The organism is Kamptonema formosum PCC 10802 (genome assembly GCF_000332335.1).
Classification (GTDB): Bacteria; Cyanobacteriota; Cyanobacteriia; order Cyanobacteriales; family Oscillatoriaceae; genus Oscillatoria.
The window spans coordinates 255,570-273,567 of the sequence record NZ_KB235952.1 but is presented as its reverse complement, the minus strand read 5'-3'; the positions used below and the strand labels follow the sequence as shown (position 1 = coordinate 273,567).

19 protein-coding genes and 1 pseudogene are annotated in these 17,998 nt (G+C 55.0%); 13 read left to right on the top strand and 7 right to left on the bottom strand.

Annotated features, from left to right (window positions below; translation table 11 throughout):
• Positions 1-327: 327 nt before the first annotated feature.
• The 8 genes from truB (at position 328) to OSC10802_RS0137350 (ending at position 6,494) form a co-directional block, all read left to right on the top strand.
• Positions 328-1,311, top strand: a complete 984-nt coding sequence (gene truB / locus OSC10802_RS0137390) for a tRNA pseudouridine(55) synthase TruB (protein ID WP_017721875.1) — start codon at positions 328-330, stop codon at positions 1,309-1,311.
• 9 nt (positions 1,312-1,320) lie between these two features.
• On the top strand, positions 1,321-1,767 hold the full coding sequence (locus OSC10802_RS0137385) for a hypothetical protein (RefSeq protein WP_017721874.1): 447 nt from the start codon (positions 1,321-1,323) through the stop codon (positions 1,765-1,767).
• 20 nt (positions 1,768-1,787) lie between these two features.
• On the top strand, positions 1,788-3,722 hold the full coding sequence (locus tag OSC10802_RS0137380) for a S9 family peptidase (RefSeq protein ID WP_017721873.1): 1,935 nt from the start codon (positions 1,788-1,790) through the stop codon (positions 3,720-3,722).
• Positions 3,723-4,081: 359 nt separating this feature from the next.
• Complete coding sequence (locus OSC10802_RS0137370; protein WP_044172806.1) at positions 4,082-4,345, top strand: Nif11-like leader peptide family natural product precursor; 264 nt, start codon at positions 4,082-4,084, stop codon at positions 4,343-4,345.
• Between the two features lie 27 nt (positions 4,346-4,372).
• Positions 4,373-5,227, top strand: a complete 855-nt coding sequence (locus OSC10802_RS0137365; RefSeq protein ID WP_369797148.1) for a rhomboid family intramembrane serine protease — start codon at positions 4,373-4,375, stop codon at positions 5,225-5,227.
• A 48-nt stretch (positions 5,228-5,275) separates the two neighbouring features.
• On the top strand, positions 5,276-5,713 hold the full coding sequence (locus tag OSC10802_RS0137360) for a hypothetical protein (RefSeq protein ID WP_017721869.1): 438 nt from the start codon (positions 5,276-5,278) through the stop codon (positions 5,711-5,713).
• Positions 5,714-5,804: 91 nt separating this feature from the next.
• Positions 5,805-5,999 carry a hypothetical protein gene (locus tag OSC10802_RS0137355; protein ID WP_017721868.1) on the top strand — a complete coding sequence of 65 codons (195 nt, stop codon included), beginning with the start codon at positions 5,805-5,807 and terminating at the stop codon, positions 5,997-5,999.
• A gap of 246 nt (positions 6,000-6,245) precedes the next feature.
• A complete protein-coding gene (locus OSC10802_RS0137350) occupies positions 6,246-6,494 on the top strand; it encodes a TIGR02450 family Trp-rich protein (RefSeq protein ID WP_017721867.1) in 249 nt (82 codons plus the stop codon).
• A gap of 214 nt (positions 6,495-6,708) precedes the next feature.
• Here OSC10802_RS0137350 and OSC10802_RS0137340 read toward each other — a convergent pair whose 3' ends face one another.
• The 5 genes and pseudogenes from OSC10802_RS0137340 to OSC10802_RS55340 all read right to left on the bottom strand — a co-directional run.
• The gene (locus OSC10802_RS0137340; RefSeq protein ID WP_017721865.1) at positions 6,709-7,104 is read right to left on the bottom strand and encodes a toxin-antitoxin system TumE family protein; all 396 of its coding nucleotides are present in this window, start codon (positions 7,102-7,104) and stop codon (positions 6,709-6,711) included.
• Complete coding sequence (locus OSC10802_RS0137335; RefSeq protein WP_017721864.1) at positions 7,104-7,421, bottom strand: hypothetical protein; 318 nt, start codon at positions 7,419-7,421, stop codon at positions 7,104-7,106. The genes OSC10802_RS0137340 and OSC10802_RS0137335 overlap by 1 nt, the downstream gene beginning before the upstream one ends.
• A 4-nt stretch (positions 7,422-7,425) precedes the next feature.
• Positions 7,426-7,653, bottom strand: coding sequence for a hypothetical protein (locus OSC10802_RS0137330; RefSeq protein ID WP_017721863.1), 228 nt, complete (start codon positions 7,651-7,653; stop codon positions 7,426-7,428).
• Positions 7,654-7,727: 74 nt separating this feature from the next.
• Positions 7,728-10,535: an NACHT and WD repeat domain-containing protein gene (locus OSC10802_RS57125; protein WP_445727667.1), complete on the bottom strand. Its 2,808-nt coding sequence runs from the start codon at positions 10,533-10,535 to the stop codon at positions 7,728-7,730.
• Positions 10,533-11,666: pseudogene (locus OSC10802_RS55340) on the bottom strand (P-loop NTPase fold protein); the annotation flags it as partial. The gene OSC10802_RS57125 and the pseudogene OSC10802_RS55340, both read right to left, overlap by 3 nt.
• Before the next feature lie 453 nt (positions 11,667-12,119).
• Between OSC10802_RS55340 and acs the strand changes: the two are divergent.
• Together acs and OSC10802_RS43605 are read left to right on the top strand one after the other, a co-directional pair.
• The gene (acs, locus tag OSC10802_RS0137320) at positions 12,120-14,087 is read left to right on the top strand and encodes an acetate--CoA ligase (RefSeq protein ID WP_017721861.1); all 1,968 of its coding nucleotides are present in this window, start codon (positions 12,120-12,122) and stop codon (positions 14,085-14,087) included.
• A 353-nt stretch (positions 14,088-14,440) separates the two neighbouring features.
• A complete protein-coding gene (locus OSC10802_RS43605; RefSeq protein ID WP_017721860.1) occupies positions 14,441-15,214 on the top strand; it encodes a tetratricopeptide repeat protein in 774 nt (257 codons plus the stop codon).
• Positions 15,215-15,563: 349 nt separating this feature from the next.
• On the opposite strand, the gene OSC10802_RS0137310 is transcribed toward OSC10802_RS43605, so the two are convergent.
• Positions 15,564-15,806, bottom strand: coding sequence for a hypothetical protein (locus OSC10802_RS0137310; RefSeq protein WP_017721859.1), 243 nt, complete (start codon positions 15,804-15,806; stop codon positions 15,564-15,566).
• Positions 15,807-15,831: 25 nt separating this feature from the next.
• On the opposite strand from OSC10802_RS0137310, the gene OSC10802_RS52370 reads away from it, so the two are divergent.
• The 3 genes from OSC10802_RS52370 (at position 15,832) to OSC10802_RS0137295 (ending at position 17,653) form a co-directional block, all read left to right on the top strand.
• A complete protein-coding gene (locus OSC10802_RS52370) occupies positions 15,832-16,122 on the top strand; it encodes a hypothetical protein (protein WP_155969244.1) in 291 nt (96 codons plus the stop codon).
• A 106-nt stretch (positions 16,123-16,228) separates the two neighbouring features.
• A complete protein-coding gene (locus tag OSC10802_RS0137300) occupies positions 16,229-17,092 on the top strand; it encodes a DUF6671 family protein (RefSeq protein WP_017721857.1) in 864 nt (287 codons plus the stop codon).
• Between the two features lie 186 nt (positions 17,093-17,278).
• Entirely contained in the window at positions 17,279-17,653 is a 375-nt protein-coding gene (locus tag OSC10802_RS0137295; RefSeq protein WP_017721856.1) for a 4a-hydroxytetrahydrobiopterin dehydratase, read from the top strand.
• A 105-nt stretch (positions 17,654-17,758) separates the two neighbouring features.
• On the opposite strand, the gene OSC10802_RS0137290 is transcribed toward OSC10802_RS0137295, so the two are convergent.
• Positions 17,759-17,968: a hypothetical protein gene (locus OSC10802_RS0137290; RefSeq protein WP_155969242.1), complete on the bottom strand. Its 210-nt coding sequence runs from the start codon at positions 17,966-17,968 to the stop codon at positions 17,759-17,761.
• Positions 17,969-17,998: the final 30 nt, after the last annotated feature.

Below are 17,998 nucleotides of genomic sequence, written 5' to 3'. Positions count from 1 at the left end.
CCAGCCCCCCCATATATAGCAGTGCGCAGTCAGTTTAGGACACGCTTGATACGAATTCTAGGCGTAGGGCAGGCGTCTCGCCTGCCCTCAATATCTCGCTTGACAGGCGAGACGCCTGTCCTACGTCCTAACCTAAGTGCCTACTGCTATATTCTCGCTCCCAGGCTCCCGCCTGGGAAGGCACAGGAGGCTCCGCCTCTTATTCTGCTTCGGAGCTGCCGCAACCGTCGCCGCTGCCGCCAAAGGAAAGCAGACAAAAAACGACTGTGGCTCCTCTGGCGAAGAGTTCTGTAAAATAGCACAGGCTTCCCATAGGATCACTGTGCTGTGCAAGGTTTCCTCAACTTAAACAAACCCGCTGGCATCACCTCCCACGACTGCGTGGCGCGGGTGCGCCGCCTTTTGCGCACCAAGCGCGTCGGACACGGAGGCACCCTCGACCCAGCTGCCACCGGCGTCCTCCCCATCGCCCTCGGCTGTGCAACCCGACTCCTGCAGTACCTGCAGCAAGACAAAGCTTACCGGGCAACGATTCGATTCGGAGTCACCACCACCACCGACGATCTGGAAGGGGAAACCCTCACTGCCGCACCGGCACCCCACTTGACTCCCGACACCGTCAGAGCCGCCCTCGGGCAGTTTCTCGGCGCAATCGAACAGGTGCCCCCCGCCTACAGCGCCATTCAAGTCGGCGGGAAACGCCTCTACGACTTGGCGCGCGCCGGCATTCCCGTTGAAGTGCCAGCGCGACAGGTGGAAGTGCACAATATAGAAATATTGGACTGGCGACCGGCAGACTTTCCAGAAATCGATCTGGAAATCGCCTGCGGTCCGGGCACCTACATCCGCGCCATCGCCCGGGATTTGGGCGCTGCCCTGCACACCGGCGGCACTCTCGCCCGCCTGACGCGCACCTTTAGCAGCGGTTTTAGCTTAGAGGACAGCTTGACATTTGACGCATTATCTGCACAGCTAGAAAAAGGAAAATTTGAGCCGGTGCCACCGGCAGCGGCGCTGGCGCATTTACCCGCAGTTAGCCTCCTGGAACCTACCGCTCGCCGGTGGTGCCAAGGTCAGAAGATTTTCGATTTTACATTTTCAATGTCAGCTGCGAAGCGAGATATGATTCCACAATCAGCCAACAGCTCGGAATCCAACCCGCTGCCCAATCCAAAATCCCAAATCCAAAATCCCAAATTTCCCGTGCGGGTTGACCGCGAAGATGGCCTGTTTTTGGGCGTCGGGGAGTTGGCCGGCTCAGAAACCGAGCCGGTGCTCGTTCCCCTGGTCGTATTCGCTCCTGTCGGGTAAAGAAAATATATGAGAAACCTGATCCTCGCGATTGTTCTTTGGCTGATTGCCGCCGTTGTTTATGCCGGCAATTATTATCTCGGCGATTTTTTAAAGGGCACCCCGGTGGGCCGCTACGGAGCGGAAATTTCAAGCCTCGCTCTCATGGTGCCGACTCTCTTAATCATCGCCTGGTTCTATGCTAGGCAAACTCGCGGAGATGGCTGGGGGACTTCGGCAATCGGAGCGGGAATCTTGTGGGTCGGGCTGTCAGTAATAGTGAAGTTAATTGTGAGCCGGTATGCGGTCTGCGCCCCGCCGACAGATATCAGTCTGGCTGAGTATATAAAAGTGGGAGAAAAAATGCGCGATTGCATAATGTCTGACTATAACGTCATGGAAGGGAAAATGTGGCCGGTGGTGCTGGGAGTAGCCTTGGTCGCACCGCTTTTAATGGGAATTAAAGACAATCGCTAAAGCGTGAAATTGGAGCAAAAATGACTGGAGAGCAAGTAGCACCCTACGGTTCCTGGAAATCGCCCATCACTTCGGACTTGCTGGTGTCGGAGACGGTGGGGATAGGTCAAATTGCCCTCGATGGCGAGCATGTCTACTGGAGCGAGATGCGACCGAAAGAAGGCGGGCGCAATGTTATTGTGCGACAGACGCCAGATGGCAAAATAAGTGACGTAACACCGGTTCCGTTCAACGCTCGCAACCGCGCTCACGAGTACGGTGGCGGTGCGTTTTTTGTTGCGGAGAGCAACGTTTATTTTTCCAGTTTTGCGGACGGGCGGCTGTACCGGCAACCCCCCGGGGGGGAACCGCAACCCCTGACACCGGCAGGAAAAGACTGGCGCTATGCAGACGGCATCGCGGACACAGCGCGGGGACGCCTGATCTGCGTGCGGGAAGACCACACCGGCAGCAGTCACGAGCCGGTGAACACTCTTGTGAGCGCCGATTTGCGCGGGAGTGAAGGGGTGCGGGTGCTGGTTGCCGGTGAGGATTTTTACTCGTCGCCGCGCCTGAGTCCCGATGGGTCAAAGCTGGCGTGGCTGAGCTGGAATCACCCCAATTTGCCTTGGGATGGCACAGAATTGTGGGTGGCGGAAATTAAGGCAGATGGGTGTTTGGGTGACAGCCATTTGGCTGCCGGCGGTGTCAGTGAGTCGATCTTTCAGCCAGAATGGTCGCCAGACGGAGTGCTGCATTTTGTCTCGGACCGCAGTGGGTGGTGGAATCTTTACCGCTGGGGTGCCGGTGAGGCAGAAAACCTCTGCGAAATGGAGGCGGAGTTCGGACTCCCCCAGTGGGTGTTTGGCATGCGCACCTACGCTTTCGCCTCAGAAACTCGCATCATCTGCACCTACAGCCAGCACGGCACCTGGCATCTGGCAAGTCTCGACACGGCGGCGAAACAGCTCGAAAAAATTGAGACGCCTTATACGGATATTTCTGATTTGCAAGCCTCAGGCGGACGGGTGGCGTTTCAAGCCGGCTCGCCAAAGGAAGCGACAGCAATTGTGCTGCTGGATTTGACCGAAGGCAACATACAAGTTTTGCGCCGGTCGAGTCAGGTGGCGATTGATGCCGGCTATCTGTCAGCGCCGCAAGCGATTGAGTTCCCCACGGAAAATGGGCAGGCGGCGCACGCCTTTTTTTACCCGCCGCAAAATCGCGACTTCACCGCACCGGTAGGTGAAAAGCCTCCCCTGCTGGTGAAAAGTCACGGCGGTCCGACAGCGGCGGCGAGCAGCAGTCTGAGTTTGAAGATTCAATACTGGACTTCTAGAGGGTTTGCGGTGCTCGACGTGAACTATGGCGGCAGCACCGGCTATGGGCGCGCCTACCGGCAGCGGCTGGATGGCCAGTGGGGTGTTATTGATGTGGCGGACTGCGCCAGTGGGGCGCGCTATCTGGCGGAGCGCGGTTTGGCCGATGGCAGCCGGTTGGCGATCTCCGGCGGGAGTGCCGGCGGCTACACGACGCTGTGCGCCCTGACGTTCGGAAACCTGTTTAAAGCCGGTGCCAGTTACTACGGAGTCAGCGATTTAGAAGCGCTGGCAAAAGACACCCACAAGTTTGAGGCTCGCTACCTCGACCGGCTGATTGGCCCATTACCCCAGGGGAAAGACCTTTACCGGCAGCGATCTCCGATCCACTTCACGGACCGGCTTTCCTGTCCGCTGATTTTCTTCCAGGGGCTGGAGGATAAGGTCGTTCCGCCCTCTCAGGCGGAAATGATGGTGGCGGCGCTGCGGGCCAAGGGGCTGCCGGTGGCTTATGTGGCCTTCGAGGGCGAGGGGCACGGCTTCCGCAAAGCTGAGAATATTAAGCGGGCTCTCGATGGGGAGTTCTATTTCTACTCGCGGGTGTTTGGGTTTGAGCCGGCTGAAACCATCGAGCCGGTGGCGATAGAGAATCTTTAGCCTGTCAGGTGCGCTCAGCTAAGGGCGGAACGCACCCTTGCCGGAAACCTTTAGGAAACCTTTAGGAAACCTAAATATTTTTCCGGCAAAATGGCAGCACGCTTGCCTGTTATTGAGCTAGAATTAGAGTCCAGAACCCCACTGAAGCGGGTGATATCTGTGCGAAAAGCGGGGTGGCTGGTTTTTAATAAAGTGCCTGTCTCGTGCGGCGGCATATTGAGCGAAGCCAAGAGTCCTCCAAAAGGGAAAGCCGGTTTGAAATCTATCTGGGGGAGATGCCACTTGTGAGCCAGGTCAATTAGATAGAAACCAGCTGAGTGGGGATAGCAAAGATACGATTTCCACAGGAGAGGCTGAAAATGTCTAGAGAAAGTGTGACTCAATTTTTAGCAGATGTCGCTCGCGATCCGAATATTCGAGAAAAATTTCAGGCAGCAGCTAACTCGCGGGACTTCATTGCCATCGCCCAAGAACTCGGTTATGGCTTTACAGAGGACGAGATGGAGGAAGTTGTCAAAGAATACAGTCAGGGAGTGACGGTCAGGAGGAAGACCGGCGTCTGGAAATGGCTGCGGACTGTCCACTGGAGAAAGCCGCGATTTATAGAAAGTCCGGCCCACTGATTGCAATCTAGAACTTGTCGGTTTTGTTTGCTTGCAAGTATGGGGTGCGCGATTCCGCACTCCTATTTCTTTTGTGGGGGGGTGCCGGTGAGACATGCGGTGGGGCATGGGGCATCCGGCACCATCGCACCGGGCATCATCTCACCGGCAATTTCCTTTGCTCCCCCGCTCCCTTCGCTCCCGAAGCTCTCTTCCGGGGAAGATCGCCCAGTGGGGGAATCCGGGCGGCTGCTGTTGCTACGCTGGAAAGATATAGGACAAGCGCGTCAAACACCGGCTACCCCGGAGGCAAGAGAGATGAGCAGCTCGGACACAAAAGCAATTGCCGGCGAGTTAAAAACCCAGGCGGTGATTTTGGGTGGGTTTGTGGCCACCATGTGGGTTCTGGAGATTGTGGACTGGTTCTTCCTGGGAGGGGCGCTGAACTGGTACGGGATAGTCCCCCGCCGGCTGATCGGGCTCAGGGGCATCCTGTTCGCGCCTTTCCTGCACGGCAGCTGGAATCACCTCATGGCCAATACCATCCCCTTCCTCACCCTGGGCTGGCTAACCATGCTGCGAGAAACCAGGGACTTCTTCACCGTCAGCATTGTGGGAGCGATCGTCAGTGGGTTCGGCGTGTGGCTGTTGGGAGCCCCCGGACTTCACATTGGCGCAAGTGGCGTCATATTCGCCTATCTGGGCTTTTTGCTGCTGCGCGGCTACTTCGAGCGCAACCTGCCGTCGATCTTGCTGTCGGCGATCGTCGGTTTCTTTTACGGGAGTCTGCTGTGGGGCGTTTTGCCCCAGCACACCGGCATTTCTTGGCAGGGACACTTGTTTGGATTTATCGGCGGTGCCCTGGCGGCTCGCCTGCAGGCGCGGCAGCCCCACCGGCTGTAGGTTGCCCCCCTCCCCCCCCCTCCCTGCAGGAGCCGCATTTTGATTAAGATGGATGCAGATAGAATCGGCTCCCAACCCGACCTAGAGAGGATTGACCGTGTTATGCGTCCTATAGATCCAGACGATTTTGACGATTTTGACGAGTTTGAGGAGTATGAAAAGCCTGAAAAAGAGGAAGACATGGCTCCTCACGACATTCAGACTGCCGGTGGCCGGCTGCGCAAATTTCACAAACAATTCGACAGCAGCATCCGCGCTATGTTGCGAGACTGCATGTTTCGAGAGCTAGAGGAGGACGGCAAACTGATATTGCAGATCCTTTGCCCGAATGAGGCGGTGTACAAACGGCTGTCTCGCAAGCACCAAAAAATCCGCACCTCGGTGAAGTGGATCTGGCTGGAAAAGATGGACGAAGTTGCCCTGTGCGTAGAGACAAAAGACGGCTTGCAATGCCATAATTATGATGCAAAACACCCGTACTGGTAACAGGGTGAGTTGCGTTTTGCCTTATCTCAAATGAGGTAGGGCAGCACCGAGCGCGTCGCTGATGTTAGAATGGCTACTAAAGGGAGGATTTATGACCGGCGACAAACCTGTGTTTCAGATTAAGGAATCGCTGTATAAGAAGTTGGTAGATTGGCAGCAGGAAATGGAGGAGCGAGACAAGTTGGAAAGGTGTGCCGGCGCACCCATTCAAGAGTCTGCCGGGGGTGGCAGCTCAACCGGCAGCGATTCCTCCCCACATGCCGGCACGAAGGAAAGCGGGGAATAACCCTGCCTTAAAGTTATATATAGCAGCAGTCATATTGGTTAGGACATCAGTGACCTAGGGAAAAAGGCGTAGGGCAGGCGTCTCGCCGGGCCTCTTGATCTAATCTCCTAACCTAAGTGCATACTGCTATAAAATCTGGCTGTGCCGCTTGTGCCGGCGGCGCAACCCCTCGCGCTAGGGGGGTGCCGCCGGCAATCTTATGAGAAGTAAGGGAATGAAAGGAATATTAGACGGGGGGGGAAGACAGTGACTAAAAAGCAGAAATTTCCTTACCTGCTGGGGTCAAAGTGGACAGCGCAGCAGGAAACGTGGGGCTGGCGGCATTTTCAGGTAGTGAACCGCAAAAATGAAGGGAAGTGGGTGTTTGCGGAAATGGTGGCATCCTGCGATCCGAATGTGCGGTTTTGGATTAATGCTAAAATATTAAAAGACCGGTCGCAGTGGCAAGCCGGCTGGCAGTCTTTACAGGAAATGGCGGAAATCCAGCAAGAGTAGGGTGGGTACGCCCCAAAAGTTTGTAGTAGGGCTTTAGCCCCTTCAAAAAGTTTGTAGTAGGGCTTTAGCCCCTTCCGAAAGTTTGTAGTAGGGCTTTAGCCCCTTCCGAAAGTTTGTAGTAGGGCTTTAGCCCCTTCCCATCAATCACATATTGCAGATTCATTGGCTGGTCAGCCAAATACACCGGCATTGAGGTGCGGCAAAGGATCAGGGTTTATTCCACGTTACTGAGTTCTTGTTCAAGCAGGTCGATTAATTCTATAATAGTGCGGGATTGACTGGGTTCAACGTTAGACTCTTCTGCGATATGGACATGGTGGGGGAAGTTGGGTAAGTCGGGAAAGTGTTCTACATTATCCCAACGCTTTCTTAACGTTTGTTTGGTTGCGTCCATCCATTGATATCGATATCCCAGGGTGACGCAACGCCCTTCTTCGATGGCAAAAGACTCAGCAATTTCAAGAAAGTCTCCATTCCTGAGAGTCAGCCGCGCCCGAAAGTATCCCCGGTGGAGTAAAGTGCGCTCATCTACAATCTCAAATGAGATAAGGGCTGAACTGGCGTTCAGTTTGGCTTTAACTGCGGTCATGTACTGCTGAAGAAGTTCCATTAGGTAGATTTCGCCTCAAAAGATTCTGACAGGTTTTGGGCAGACTTCCACATTTCATAGAACACATTCCACTCAAAAAAATCCATTGCATCTCCTAACTCCCCCGCCCGAAACCGCTGATAGAACTCCTCTGACGACATCTGATACTGTGCTTCAAAGGTTTGCAGGCGCTTTTCTAAAGCCAAGACTTCTTGTTGAAGTGATGGGGAGAGAGTAGCCGGTGCTGGCGGGGCGATTTTGGTGTCTAGGAGTTGACGTTCCTCTTGGGAGAGTGATAGAATAATTTGGGCGAGAGATTCAACAAGTCTTTGATTCATGCTTTTAACCCTCCTTTATAGGTAATGGTAGCACAGGAACAGTGTTAGTAGGGTGGGTGACGCGCTTCGCGTCACCCACCTGAGAGCGCCTGTTCAAAGCAGAAGCCGGCACCGCAAGACAAATTGCCGGCACCCCAAACAATTTCACCGGCACCGCAAACCATTTCACCGGCACGCCAAACCATTTCACCGGCATCTCAAACCATTTCAGCGGCACCGCAAACCATTTCATCGTGCAATCCCTGTCTTAACCTCACCCTGCCTTGCAAACTCCTCGCCCTGTTTAACCAAAGCTAGAGCGGCTTTCTAGAAGAGGGACGGGTTTTGACATGCCGTGAGTTCTTCCAGCTTGTCGGGATGGGTGGAAAGGTAATCTTTCAGCCAATCGCACCCGAGCGCCAGCAGACTATCCAAATCCAAATTCCACAGAATCAGCGTACCGTCATCACTGACAGAAACCACCGTTTTGCCGTCGGGGCTGAATACGGCGCTCCTGACTTTACCGCTGTGCCCTTTGAGGGTTTTCAGCGCTTTGCCCTGAATGTCCCACAGCCTGACTGTACCGTCAGCACCGGCAGAAACCACCGTTTTGCCGTCGGGGCTTATGGCGGCGCTCCAGACTGGACCGCTGTGCCCCTCCAAGGTGTTGCGCTCTCTCACCCCGTAAACCGCCTGGTGCAGCGCAAGCACAACTTGATTGCGAGTGCCGGCGTCTATCTCCCAGACAGTTCGCTTCAGCTGCCCACCGGCTTTTAAACTTTCTATCAGGGCGTCCAATTTGTAATTCGAGGCGAAAAGAGCTTCTGAAGAAGCACTCAAAGCCTTTAACTGCGCCTCTGCCAACTGCCGTTCCAAATCAGCTTCCGCTCTAATGCGCTGTTCTTTCTCCCTTTCCAGTTCTGCCAGCAATTCCGCGCCGCGCTGCTGGCGGATGAAAGACACGAGATAGTCGTGAATCAGCTGGTAGCGGTCGGTGGGGGCTTGCGGCAGCAAAAACACCAATCCCGATTTTACCAGAATCTCCAGCACTAACTCTAATTTGTCCGCTTCTGCTGCCAAATCCTTCGCCAAGTCGGCGCGAGTTTTCAGCGGTCGGGTGTTATTCTCATCCGTTAACAAGTATAGCACTAATTGAGCGGCGCGTTGATTTTCCTCACCGCAATCTCGCACCACTTCCTGTAAAAATCGCCCCACTAGCTTATCGTTCGGGCCTTTTTGCCGGTACTGTTCCAGGGTTTGGATTTTCTCCGCTTGCAGCTGCGCCCCCACTACCTGCAACTCTATGGGGCGCACCTCGCCCAGTTCGCCGGCTAAGTCTCGCACGAGTTCGTCAATTAGGGCGGCTTCTAAGTGAAAGGAATTTTGGGTTAAACTTTGAATAACGGCTTTTGCAGCTGCGGGAGATAAATCTGCCAGAGGGTAGCGCATCTCTCTGGCGAGCAGGCTGTTTTTGGCAATCTCAATCGGCGTGAAGCGCTCGGCTTCTAATAAATAGTGCAGGTAATCTTCCCGCAGCGACAGGATGACTTTCAGGTAGGGAATCCAGTCCGCACATTCCCGCAAAAACTCCCAAAACTCTCGCCGCTTATCGGGGGTGGAGCCATTAAAGAAGAACTCCTCAAACTGGTCAAATATCAGCACCGTCAGCCGGTGGCGCTCCCCACTGTTCCGCAACTGTTGCAGAAGAGCCTCAACAGAAGTCAGGGGTGCCGGTAGAGACGCGAAATTTCGCGTCTCTACATTTTGCACCGCCTCTGCCAAAGCTTTCCCCAATTCCCCAACCCAGTCTGTGTAAACTCGCACAACCGCCGGCAGGGTATTTCGAGCCTCAATTGTGCCGATTTGATACAGTGCCGGCACGAATCCCGCCGCTACCAGGGAACTTTTGCCCACACCAGACGGCCCGTGAATTACAATGATTTTGCAGTCATCGCGGCTAATTCGCTCGATTAAGTCCCTGACATCTTTTTCCCGCCCCGACGCCACAATTTCTGGGGCAATGGTTGCGATCTGAGCGTCTGCCGCACCGGCTTGTGATAGAATAGATTGAGTCGCTTGTCGCTGCGCCCGCAGCCGGCTGGCACCGATAAACGCTCGCAGCCCATACAGGTGCTCAATTTGCAGCTTTTCTTGCTTGAGATTGAAGGCGTCTAGATACCGGCGCTCCTGAAAGTAAAGCGACCGCAACGCCTCTAATATGCGAATGTAAAGCGGGGGATTGCGATCGTGCGGGCATTCGCTTTTGGCAGTTTCCAGGTTTTCCAGTGCCACCGGCACTTCATGGAGATTCTGTTGCGCCAGCGCTAGCAACAGCCGGCACCAATTCTGGATTATACCGGGGGAATTGAATATACCGGGTGAATGTAATATACCAGGCGAATGGAATTCGCGGCTATACAAACGAAGTCCGCCTTCGCGGACTTCATGCGCAGCAATCTTTTGCAGCGCCGTTTCGGCATATTGCTTAGCTTTCCCCCACAGGAATTTGGCCAGAGCTGCCTCAGCGAGAAAGCCCCAAGCCTTCGCCTCTCTGAGGGAATCCGGACAGGTGGCGTGCTGCGCAAGAGCGGAATTCGCCATTGATTCCAGCTCGTCCCACTCTTTCAATTCTAGCAAAAATTCTGCCAATTTGTCAATAAATTTTACCGCCAAATCGGGGCGATTCGCCTGTAGCAAAACATCGGCGCACTGCCAGTAGTAATCCTTTGCAATTTGCAGGCTTCCTGTTTTTTCCTCAGCTGTGCCGGCGCTGGCGTCTCGCCGCCACCACAAGGCGAGATGGAACAGCAAACACGCTTGCCGCTGTGCATTATGGCTTTGCTGCCAAAACGCCAGACTTTCCTCGAAAAGCTGTCGCGCTGGCTCCATCTGGTTATTGACAAAAGCCTCGCGCCCCAAAATAAATTGCCGGCTCGCTTCCAGTGCCGGTGGCAACTTCCCGCGACTTTCCAGCGCTTTCAGGGCAGAGTCCAGTTCCAAGCGCTTGCCGGCATCACCGGCATCTTCCGCAACCCTCTCCCCACCGGCATCCAAAATTCCTTCAAACAGAATGTCCGCTTCTTGCTGGACAAACTCCGCTAACTCCTCAGTGGGGAGCGAAAATGCAATCGGCACCAGACTGTCGCGATATTCCCGAATCACACTGTCCAGACAGTCCCGCGACAGGGGCGGGTCTTCTAATCGCAAACAGCTGTACAGCAGTCCCAGCAAATTCCGCACGTGACCGCCACTGATGCAGCAGAGCCGGTCGAGGGTTTCAGGAGTGTCAAACACTTGTGAAATCAATTCCAGCCGCTCTTGCGGGGCAACCTCTGGAAAAGCCCTAGCGAGCACCATCTGTCGCAGCAGCGCCATGCCGTCCTCAAACAAACTTCCATCTCGCAACCGCACCGGCACCATCGGCAAAACCGAAGGAGCCACCCCGCCACCCAAGCGATTCTTCAGCGTCTCACTGTCATTCGAGAAAATCAGCGCCAGCGGGATAGTATAAACAACGTGACAGTTTAGCTGGCGCAGCTGCTCGCCCCGATCAATAAATAAATACTCTGGCAGAGAGCGCTGTGTGGTTTTGGCGCGAGCGTCCACCCGATCCAAATTATCCACAATCGCCACAAGACCTCTTTTGCCCTTGGCTTTCAGCTCCTGCGTTGCGCGTTCCAGAACTTCTTTATTAATCGCCTCCAAGATATTATTCGTGCGCGGTTCCAGGTACTGCCTCAATTGGCTGCGAAGATTCGGGCTGTCTTTAGTCTTCGCCGTAATCTTGCCAATATTGAGCGGAAGCGACCACTCGCCCTCATACGACAGATCGATCGGCGTTTGCAAAAAATCCCCCATCTCATCAAACAGCTTCTGGAAATACCCCGGCTTTATCTTAATGCCAACCGCTTCCAGACTTTCAGCGATTTGGCGGGTAATCGCCAGCAAGATATCCGTCACGTCCACATCAGCCATATCCAGGTCTTTAGTGGACTCAAAATAGACCACATGAAAGCCCTGCTGCTTTAAGTCCGATTCCAGCCGGCGCAACTCCGTGGACTTCCCGCAACCGATATGGCCGGTAAACAGCTGGCAAGTGGGCTTGTCTGGCGAGAGGCGGGCAATCGTTCGCGCCAGCGCCTCAATCACCTTGCCACCCCGCACCGAGGCAAAATCGATATAATACTGCCGGTCTTCTGGCTTTTCTATTACCAGAGTTTTGCTCGGATCGCAACTGTCAAAAAATCGCTGTATATCTAATCCCATCACCCTATCTAATCCCATTTCCCTGAAAATCTTGCACTTGGAAAAAATAGCCGTTAGTGGCTGAGAGGAAGCGATTCATTGAACCGCCAAGACGCAGAGGACGCCAAGGTTGGATAAGATGTACAGACGCGATATGTCGCCTCTCTACTGTTGCCGGTTGGCCCTCACTGCCTGTTTCCCGCGAAAGGATAACTGATTCTAATCGGCTTCTTGCTCCTTTGGCAATCCCTCCTCTCTTCCTTGGCGTCCTTGGCGTCTTGGCGGCTCACAATCCCTCCTCTCTTCCTTGGGCACCGTACAGGGGGCGGCTCACAATCCCTCCTCTCTTCCTTGGGCACCGTACAGGGGGCGGGTCAAACCCCCCACCCCCCATCTTAAAAAAAATTCAAGATTCTTTCCCCCCATCTGCCTCAAAAATAGAGTAAAAGAGTAATCCCAGTTACAGAAACACCGATGTCCGAAGCCACCATCGAATCCATCCTGCACGAAGAGCGGCTGTTGCAGCCCCCAGCGGAATTCTCCCAGAACGCCCACATCAAAAGCCTGGAAGACTACAGACAGCTGTACGAACGCGCCAAAGCGGACCCCCAGAAATTCTGGGCGGAGCTCGCCGAACAAGAACTGCACTGGTTCCAGAAGTGGGACACCGTGCTCGACTGGCAGCCCCCCAATGCCAAGTGGTTCGTCGGCGGTAAAACCAACATTTCCTACAACTGTCTCGACCGGCACCTCACCACCTGGCGCAAAAACAAAGCCGCCCTGATTTGGGAGGGCGAACCGGGCGACTCCCGCACCCTCACCTACGCCCAGCTGCACCGGGAAGTCTGCCAGTTTGCCAACGTCCTCAAACAGCTGGGCGTGCAAAAAGGCGATCGCGTCGGCATCTACATGCCGATGATTCCGGAAGCGGCGATTGCCATGCTCGCCTGCGCCCGCATCGGAGCCCCGCACAGCGTTGTTTTCGGCGGATTTAGCGCCGAAGCCCTGCGAGATCGCCTGATCGACGGGCAAGCCAAACTTGTGGTCACTGCTGACGGGGGCTGGCGCAAAGATGCGGTCGTCCCCCTGAAAGAGCAAGTGGACAAAGCCCTGGCGGAAGGTGTGCCCACTGTCAAAGATGTCCTGGTGGTCCAGCGCACCGGCCAGCAAATCCACATGACAGCGGGGCGCGATCACTGGTGGCACGACTTGCAAAAAGGCGTCTCCGCCAACTGCCCTGCGGAACCGATGGACAGCGAAGACCTGCTGTTCATCCTCTACACCAGCGGCAGCACCGGCAAGCCCAAAGGCGTAGTCCACACGACTGCCGGTTACAACCTCTACACCCACATGACGACGAAGTGGATCTTCGACCTGCAAGATACCGACGTCTACTGGTGCACCGCTGACGTGGGCTGGATTACCGGCCACAGCTACATCGTTTACGGACCCCTCTCCAACGGTGCCACCACCGTCATGTACGAAGGTGCCCCCCGTTCCTCCAACCCAGGCTGTTTCTGGGACGCGATCGAAAAATACGGCGTCACCATCTTCTACACGGCACCCACCGCCATCCGCACCTTCATCAAGATGGGCGAGCACCACCCCAAATCCCGCAACCTCTCCTCCCTGCGACTGCTGGGAACCGTGGGCGAACCTATTAACCCGGAAACCTGGATGTGGTACTATCGCGTCATTGGCGGTCAGCGCTGCCCAATTGTCGATACCTGGTGGCAAACAGAAACCGGCGGGATTATGATTACCCCCCTCCCCGGTGCCATCCCCACCAAACCCGGTTCCGCCACCCTGCCTTTCCCCGGAATTCTCGTCGATGTCGTGGATTTGGACGGCAATACGGTGGGGGCTAACCAAGGCGGCTATCTGGCCATTGAACACCCCTGGCCCGGCATGATGCGGACGGTCTACGGCGACCCAGAACGCTTCCGCCGCACCTACTGGGAGCACATCCCCCCCAAAGACGGGCAGCATTTCTACTTTGCCGGCGATGGGGCGCGGAAAGATGCGGACGGCTATTTCTGGGTGATGGGGCGCGTCGATGACGTGATTAATGTCGCCGGGCACCGGCTGGGCACGATGGAAATCGAGTCGGCGCTGGTGTCGCACCCAGCGGTGGCTGAGGCGGCGGTTGTCGGTAAGCCGGATGCCCTCAAAGGGGAAGAAATTGTCGCTTTCGTAACCTTGGAAAACACCCACAGCCCCAGCGAGGCGCTGGTAAAAGAGCTCAAGCAGCATGTGGTCAGCGAAATTGGCGCGATTGCCCGTCCGGGCGAAATCCGCTTTACTGACGGTTTGCCCAAGACTCGCTCGGGGAAAATTATGCGCCGGCTGCTGCGCTCGCTGGCTGCCGGTCAGGAAGTTGCCGGTGACACTTCCACCCTCGAAGATCGCACCGTCCTCGACAAGCTGCGCTCAGGAGCCTAATTTTCCAGCTAGGGGCGGGCGCTTTCCCCCGCCCCTGCTGGGGATGAGGGCGCTGCCGGCTATTTGCGCCTGTCCGGAATTGGGAACCTGAGGGCGCGCTTGTGATGTCTGCGTTCCCAACAATATGTATTGCACAGTGGGGCGCTTTCAGCCCAGAGCCCCACGCCCCATACCCCATACCCCACGCCCCAATCCAAAATCCACGCATCCAAAATCCACGCATCCAAAATCCTGCAGTCGGGAGGGAAAACGGGTAGTTGTAGAGTATTGTTAATGTTTTAGCAGCTCTTGCCGGTTGCCCAAAGCTTTCCGCTCGCTCCTCTTGACAAAACAGACATCTGGTGTAAACGCTCATGCAGGTGAAAAACCACAATTCGCTCTCCCCAGTTCAGCCTCTCAAGTGGCTCGCTGTCAGGGTTATCGCTGGTGCGGGCGCGTGTCCGTTCCTGCTCTCTCAACCTTCTTTCGCTCAGCCGGCTGAGCTTCTCCTCTCACAGAGCAATAATCCAAATCCTGCTGCCGGTGAAATCGTCTTTTACGAAATGAAAAAAGACGATTTGTACATCTGCAAAAAGAAACCAAAAAAGGATGAATCAGACGAGGAAGAGAAGAAGGAATGCACTCAAATCGGCCAAGGCTACGCCTCAGTATTGAGCAAGGCGACTGAGCTGTATATCGAAGGCTCCCAAAGCAATGGGCGGGCTCTGTTGGAAAGTGCGGAGTCTCTCTTGAGGCAAGGGCTTCAGCGATACCCAAATGATGCGATCACTCACTATAAGTTGGGCAATGCTCTTTACGCTCAAGGAAAGCTAGACGAAGCAGTTGCGGAGTTCCGGCAAGCCATTAATATCAATTCCAAGTACGCCCTAGCTCACAATGCCTTGGGTCTGGCTCTGGCAAAGCAAGGGCAGATGGAGGAGGCGGTCGCCCAGCTCCGGCAAGCTATTGAAATTAATTCCAAATACGCAGAGGCTCGCAGAAACTTGGGGCTGGCCCTGCTGGATCGAGGACAGCAAGAGGAGGGGATAGACAACCTTAAAAAAGCCGTGGAATTATTCAAAGCAGAGGGCAAAACTCCTGAAGCTAGCCGCATAGAGCAATTTTTACAGCAGAGGGGCTTGCAGTGAGCGCTGCGGATTCTAGCACTAGCCACATGGGGAACGGACATCAGTGCCCTAGGGATAAAAGGCGTAGGACAGGCGTCTCGCCTGTCCTACTGTCCTAGCCTAAGTGAATACTGCGATAATATCCTCTCCGGGGTTATTGCCCGTGACTCCTTTCTCCCCCGCTCCCCCTCTCTCCCGCTCCCCCAAAGGGGGATGCTCCCCTCACCCATCCCGCACCGGCCATTATCCAGATTATTAAAACGGATTTTAAAGCATTCTCTCGTCTGGCAGCCCTCTCCCACCGGCAGGAGCAGAAGGTGCCGCTGGCATTGCAGTAGCGTGCGGACGGGTTGCGGGGGTTGCTGAAATCTCAGCTATCTTTCTGCCCCATCTGGAAGGTTACGCCCAGGGCCGCTCCCGCTCCCGCCACCAAGCCAACGCTCATCCCCTCAAGCGTCTTGAGCAGCGGATCTTGGGTGAGGCACTCGCTCGCCGGCGTCGCAGCCGTCAGGCAGTGATTTAGTTCAGCTCGGCTGGCCGTTCCGCCAAGAGCGACTCCCACAGCACTGCACGCCAAAATAAAAATAAATAGCCGCTGGGTCTTTCTGTCCATAGGTAGATGTCAAATCAATAAGATCATGCCAACATTGTCCTTATTCGAGCCGGCGTTGGCAGCCGTATTTTTACTGAAATTCCCAGCGAGAGGCCGCAGCTCAGGGGAGTTTTCGTCTCGCCGCCGGCGCAATTGGTGCGGCACCCATTGCGCCGGCGGCAAGCGGTCAGGCGTCTGGCTAGCATATTCTAATCGCTGTCCATTCTACACTCAGGCTATCTGCTGCGCAAATTTAACGGCTGACCTCTCCGATGGCTTCGTTTTGCGCACAGCAGGCGAGCGGGGGAACTCGGTCGCAGCGGTGCGATTACTTTAGAAACCCGGTTTCTTAAAGTAACCGGGTTTCTGGCCTCTCACAGGTCTCACAAATCATTTATAACCGCTATATTAAGGAATATTCCCGCGAGCCGTTTTCCGCACCGATGAACCAACAGCCTTTGTTTGCCAATCGCACCGGCGTCCTCGCCACGATGCACCAAAAAGAGCGGGTTATCGCTCCCCTCCTGAAACAGGAACTCGGCGTAAACGTCACAGTGCCGGCCAATTTTAACACCGACGCCTTCGGCACCTTCACCAGAGAAGTGCGGCGCACCGGCACCCAAATCGAAGCCGCCCGGTTGAAAGCCGAAAAAGCAATAGCCCTCACCGGCGAAACCCTCGGCTTTGCCAGCGAGGGGAGCTTTGGCCCTCACCCGGCTGTCCCCTATCTCCCCTGCAATCGAGAAATAGTCATCTTATTAGATAAAACCAGCGACCTAGAAATCACCGGCCACCACTTCTCTACCGATACTAACTACAGCCACCAGCAGGTATCCAGTGTTGAAGAAGCCTGGAAGTTTGCCAAGAGTGCCGGTTTTCCCTCACACGCAATGGCTGTCATCGCCGGCAGCCCCGCAGAAGGCAAAGGCGAGATAATCAAAGGCATTACCGCCGAGAAACAGCTCTTTGATGCCGTAGAATTCGCCCTCAAGAAGTCCCCGGATGGCAGAGCCCATATCGAGACAGATATGCGGGCGATGTATAACCCCACTCGGATGCTCAACATCGAAAAAGCCACCCTAGACTTGCTCCAGAAAATTAACAGCCTCTGCCCCAAGTGCTCTTGTCCCGGATTTGAAGTCACCGAAAGGAAACCGGGCTTGCCCTGCGCCCTTTGCGGTTTTCCCACTCACCTGACCCGCTCCGCGATTTATCATTGCAAAAAATGCGGCTTCCGTCAAGAAGAATTGTTCCCTGACCGGCGGGAAACTGCCGACCCGGCGCAATGCCAGTATTGCAATCCCTGAATCTATAGCGGTTTTCAGTTGGGTGAAATACGCCCCAGAAAGCCGGTTTCTTAAAAAAACAGGCTTTCTCAGTACCTCTACGGGGCTCTCACCGGCAGAAATCTTCCCTGAGGGGGATGTCGTGTACAAACCACAACCTTTAGAAATAGAACAGCTTAATCTCTGCGAGCGAAGGAGAAGGCAACTATGGCAACAGTGGCAACTCTCGCACAAGAAAAGTGTACAGCCTGCCACAAGAACGCGCCAAGGGCAACCGAGGAAGAGATTGCTCAACTCAAACCTCAGATTCCCGACTGGAAAATAGTAGAGCGAGATGGAGTGCCGCGCCTGGAGCGCACCTATAAATTTTCAGATTTCAAAACGGCGCTAGCCTTCACAAACCGCATCGGCGAGCTGGCGGAGGCAGAAGGGCATCACCCCGCTTTACTCACTGAGTGGGGAAAAGTAACGGCGATCTGGTGGACTCACGCCATTCGCGGGCTGCACCGCAACGATTTTATCATGGCGGCGAATACCGATGAGATTGCCAGCCACTTCCCACAAAAAAACCGAGCGGGTTGATTTTTTGCAGCCGGCGGGTGCCGCCAGAAAACGCCGGTTGAACCCGCGCCGGCACCCCCAATCCCCCAATCCCCCAATCCCCCAATCCCCCAATCCCGGCCCCCACTATGGCTTATATCTCCTAACCACAAATGAGCTATCATTATCGTGCGAAATCATCAATTCTTGAGCCTTATTCACTGCAGCTTTTAGCTCCCCATAGGGCCCCGCCCAGAAATACTCCTTAACTAACTGGTCTTCTCCTGCCAGAGAGCCGTACACGACATAATAAACGGCATAAAGCTCTTTCTCGCTGCCGTCTCTTCTTGCTAGCACAGTCCTTACCCTCCTGATTGGGAACTCTCC

What these genes read in the sequence shown, in the direction of transcription:
- OSC10802_RS0137385 (WP_017721874.1), top strand. Translation starts at nt 1,321, where the DNA reads ATGAGAAACCTGATCCTCGCGATTGTTCTTTGGCTGATTGCCGCCGTT.
- OSC10802_RS0137380 (WP_017721873.1), top strand. Translation starts at nt 1,788, where the DNA reads ATGACTGGAGAGCAAGTAGCACCCTACGGTTCCTGGAAATCGCCCATC.
- OSC10802_RS0137370 (WP_044172806.1), top strand. Translation starts at nt 4,082, where the DNA reads ATGTCTAGAGAAAGTGTGACTCAATTTTTAGCAGATGTCGCTCGCGAT.
- OSC10802_RS0137360 (WP_017721869.1), top strand. Translation starts at nt 5,276, where the DNA reads ATGGATGCAGATAGAATCGGCTCCCAACCCGACCTAGAGAGGATTGAC.
- OSC10802_RS0137355 (WP_017721868.1), top strand. Translation starts at nt 5,805, where the DNA reads ATGACCGGCGACAAACCTGTGTTTCAGATTAAGGAATCGCTGTATAAG.
- OSC10802_RS0137340 (WP_017721865.1), bottom strand. Translation starts at nt 7,104, where the DNA reads ATGGAACTTCTTCAGCAGTACATGACCGCAGTTAAAGCCAAACTGAAC.
- OSC10802_RS0137335 (WP_017721864.1), bottom strand. Translation starts at nt 7,421, where the DNA reads ATGAATCAAAGACTTGTTGAATCTCTCGCCCAAATTATTCTATCACTC.
- OSC10802_RS0137330 (WP_017721863.1), bottom strand. Translation starts at nt 7,653, where the DNA reads ATGAAATGGTTTGCGGTGCCGCTGAAATGGTTTGAGATGCCGGTGAAA.
- acs (WP_017721861.1), top strand. Translation starts at nt 12,120, where the DNA reads ATGTCCGAAGCCACCATCGAATCCATCCTGCACGAAGAGCGGCTGTTG.
- OSC10802_RS43605 (WP_017721860.1), top strand. Translation starts at nt 14,441, where the DNA reads ATGCAGGTGAAAAACCACAATTCGCTCTCCCCAGTTCAGCCTCTCAAG.
- OSC10802_RS0137310 (WP_017721859.1), bottom strand. Translation starts at nt 15,806, where the DNA reads ATGGACAGAAAGACCCAGCGGCTATTTATTTTTATTTTGGCGTGCAGT.
- OSC10802_RS52370 (WP_155969244.1), top strand. Translation starts at nt 15,832, where the DNA reads ATGCCAACATTGTCCTTATTCGAGCCGGCGTTGGCAGCCGTATTTTTA.
- OSC10802_RS0137300 (WP_017721857.1), top strand. Translation starts at nt 16,229, where the DNA reads ATGAACCAACAGCCTTTGTTTGCCAATCGCACCGGCGTCCTCGCCACG.
- OSC10802_RS0137295 (WP_017721856.1), top strand. Translation starts at nt 17,279, where the DNA reads ATGGCAACAGTGGCAACTCTCGCACAAGAAAAGTGTACAGCCTGCCAC.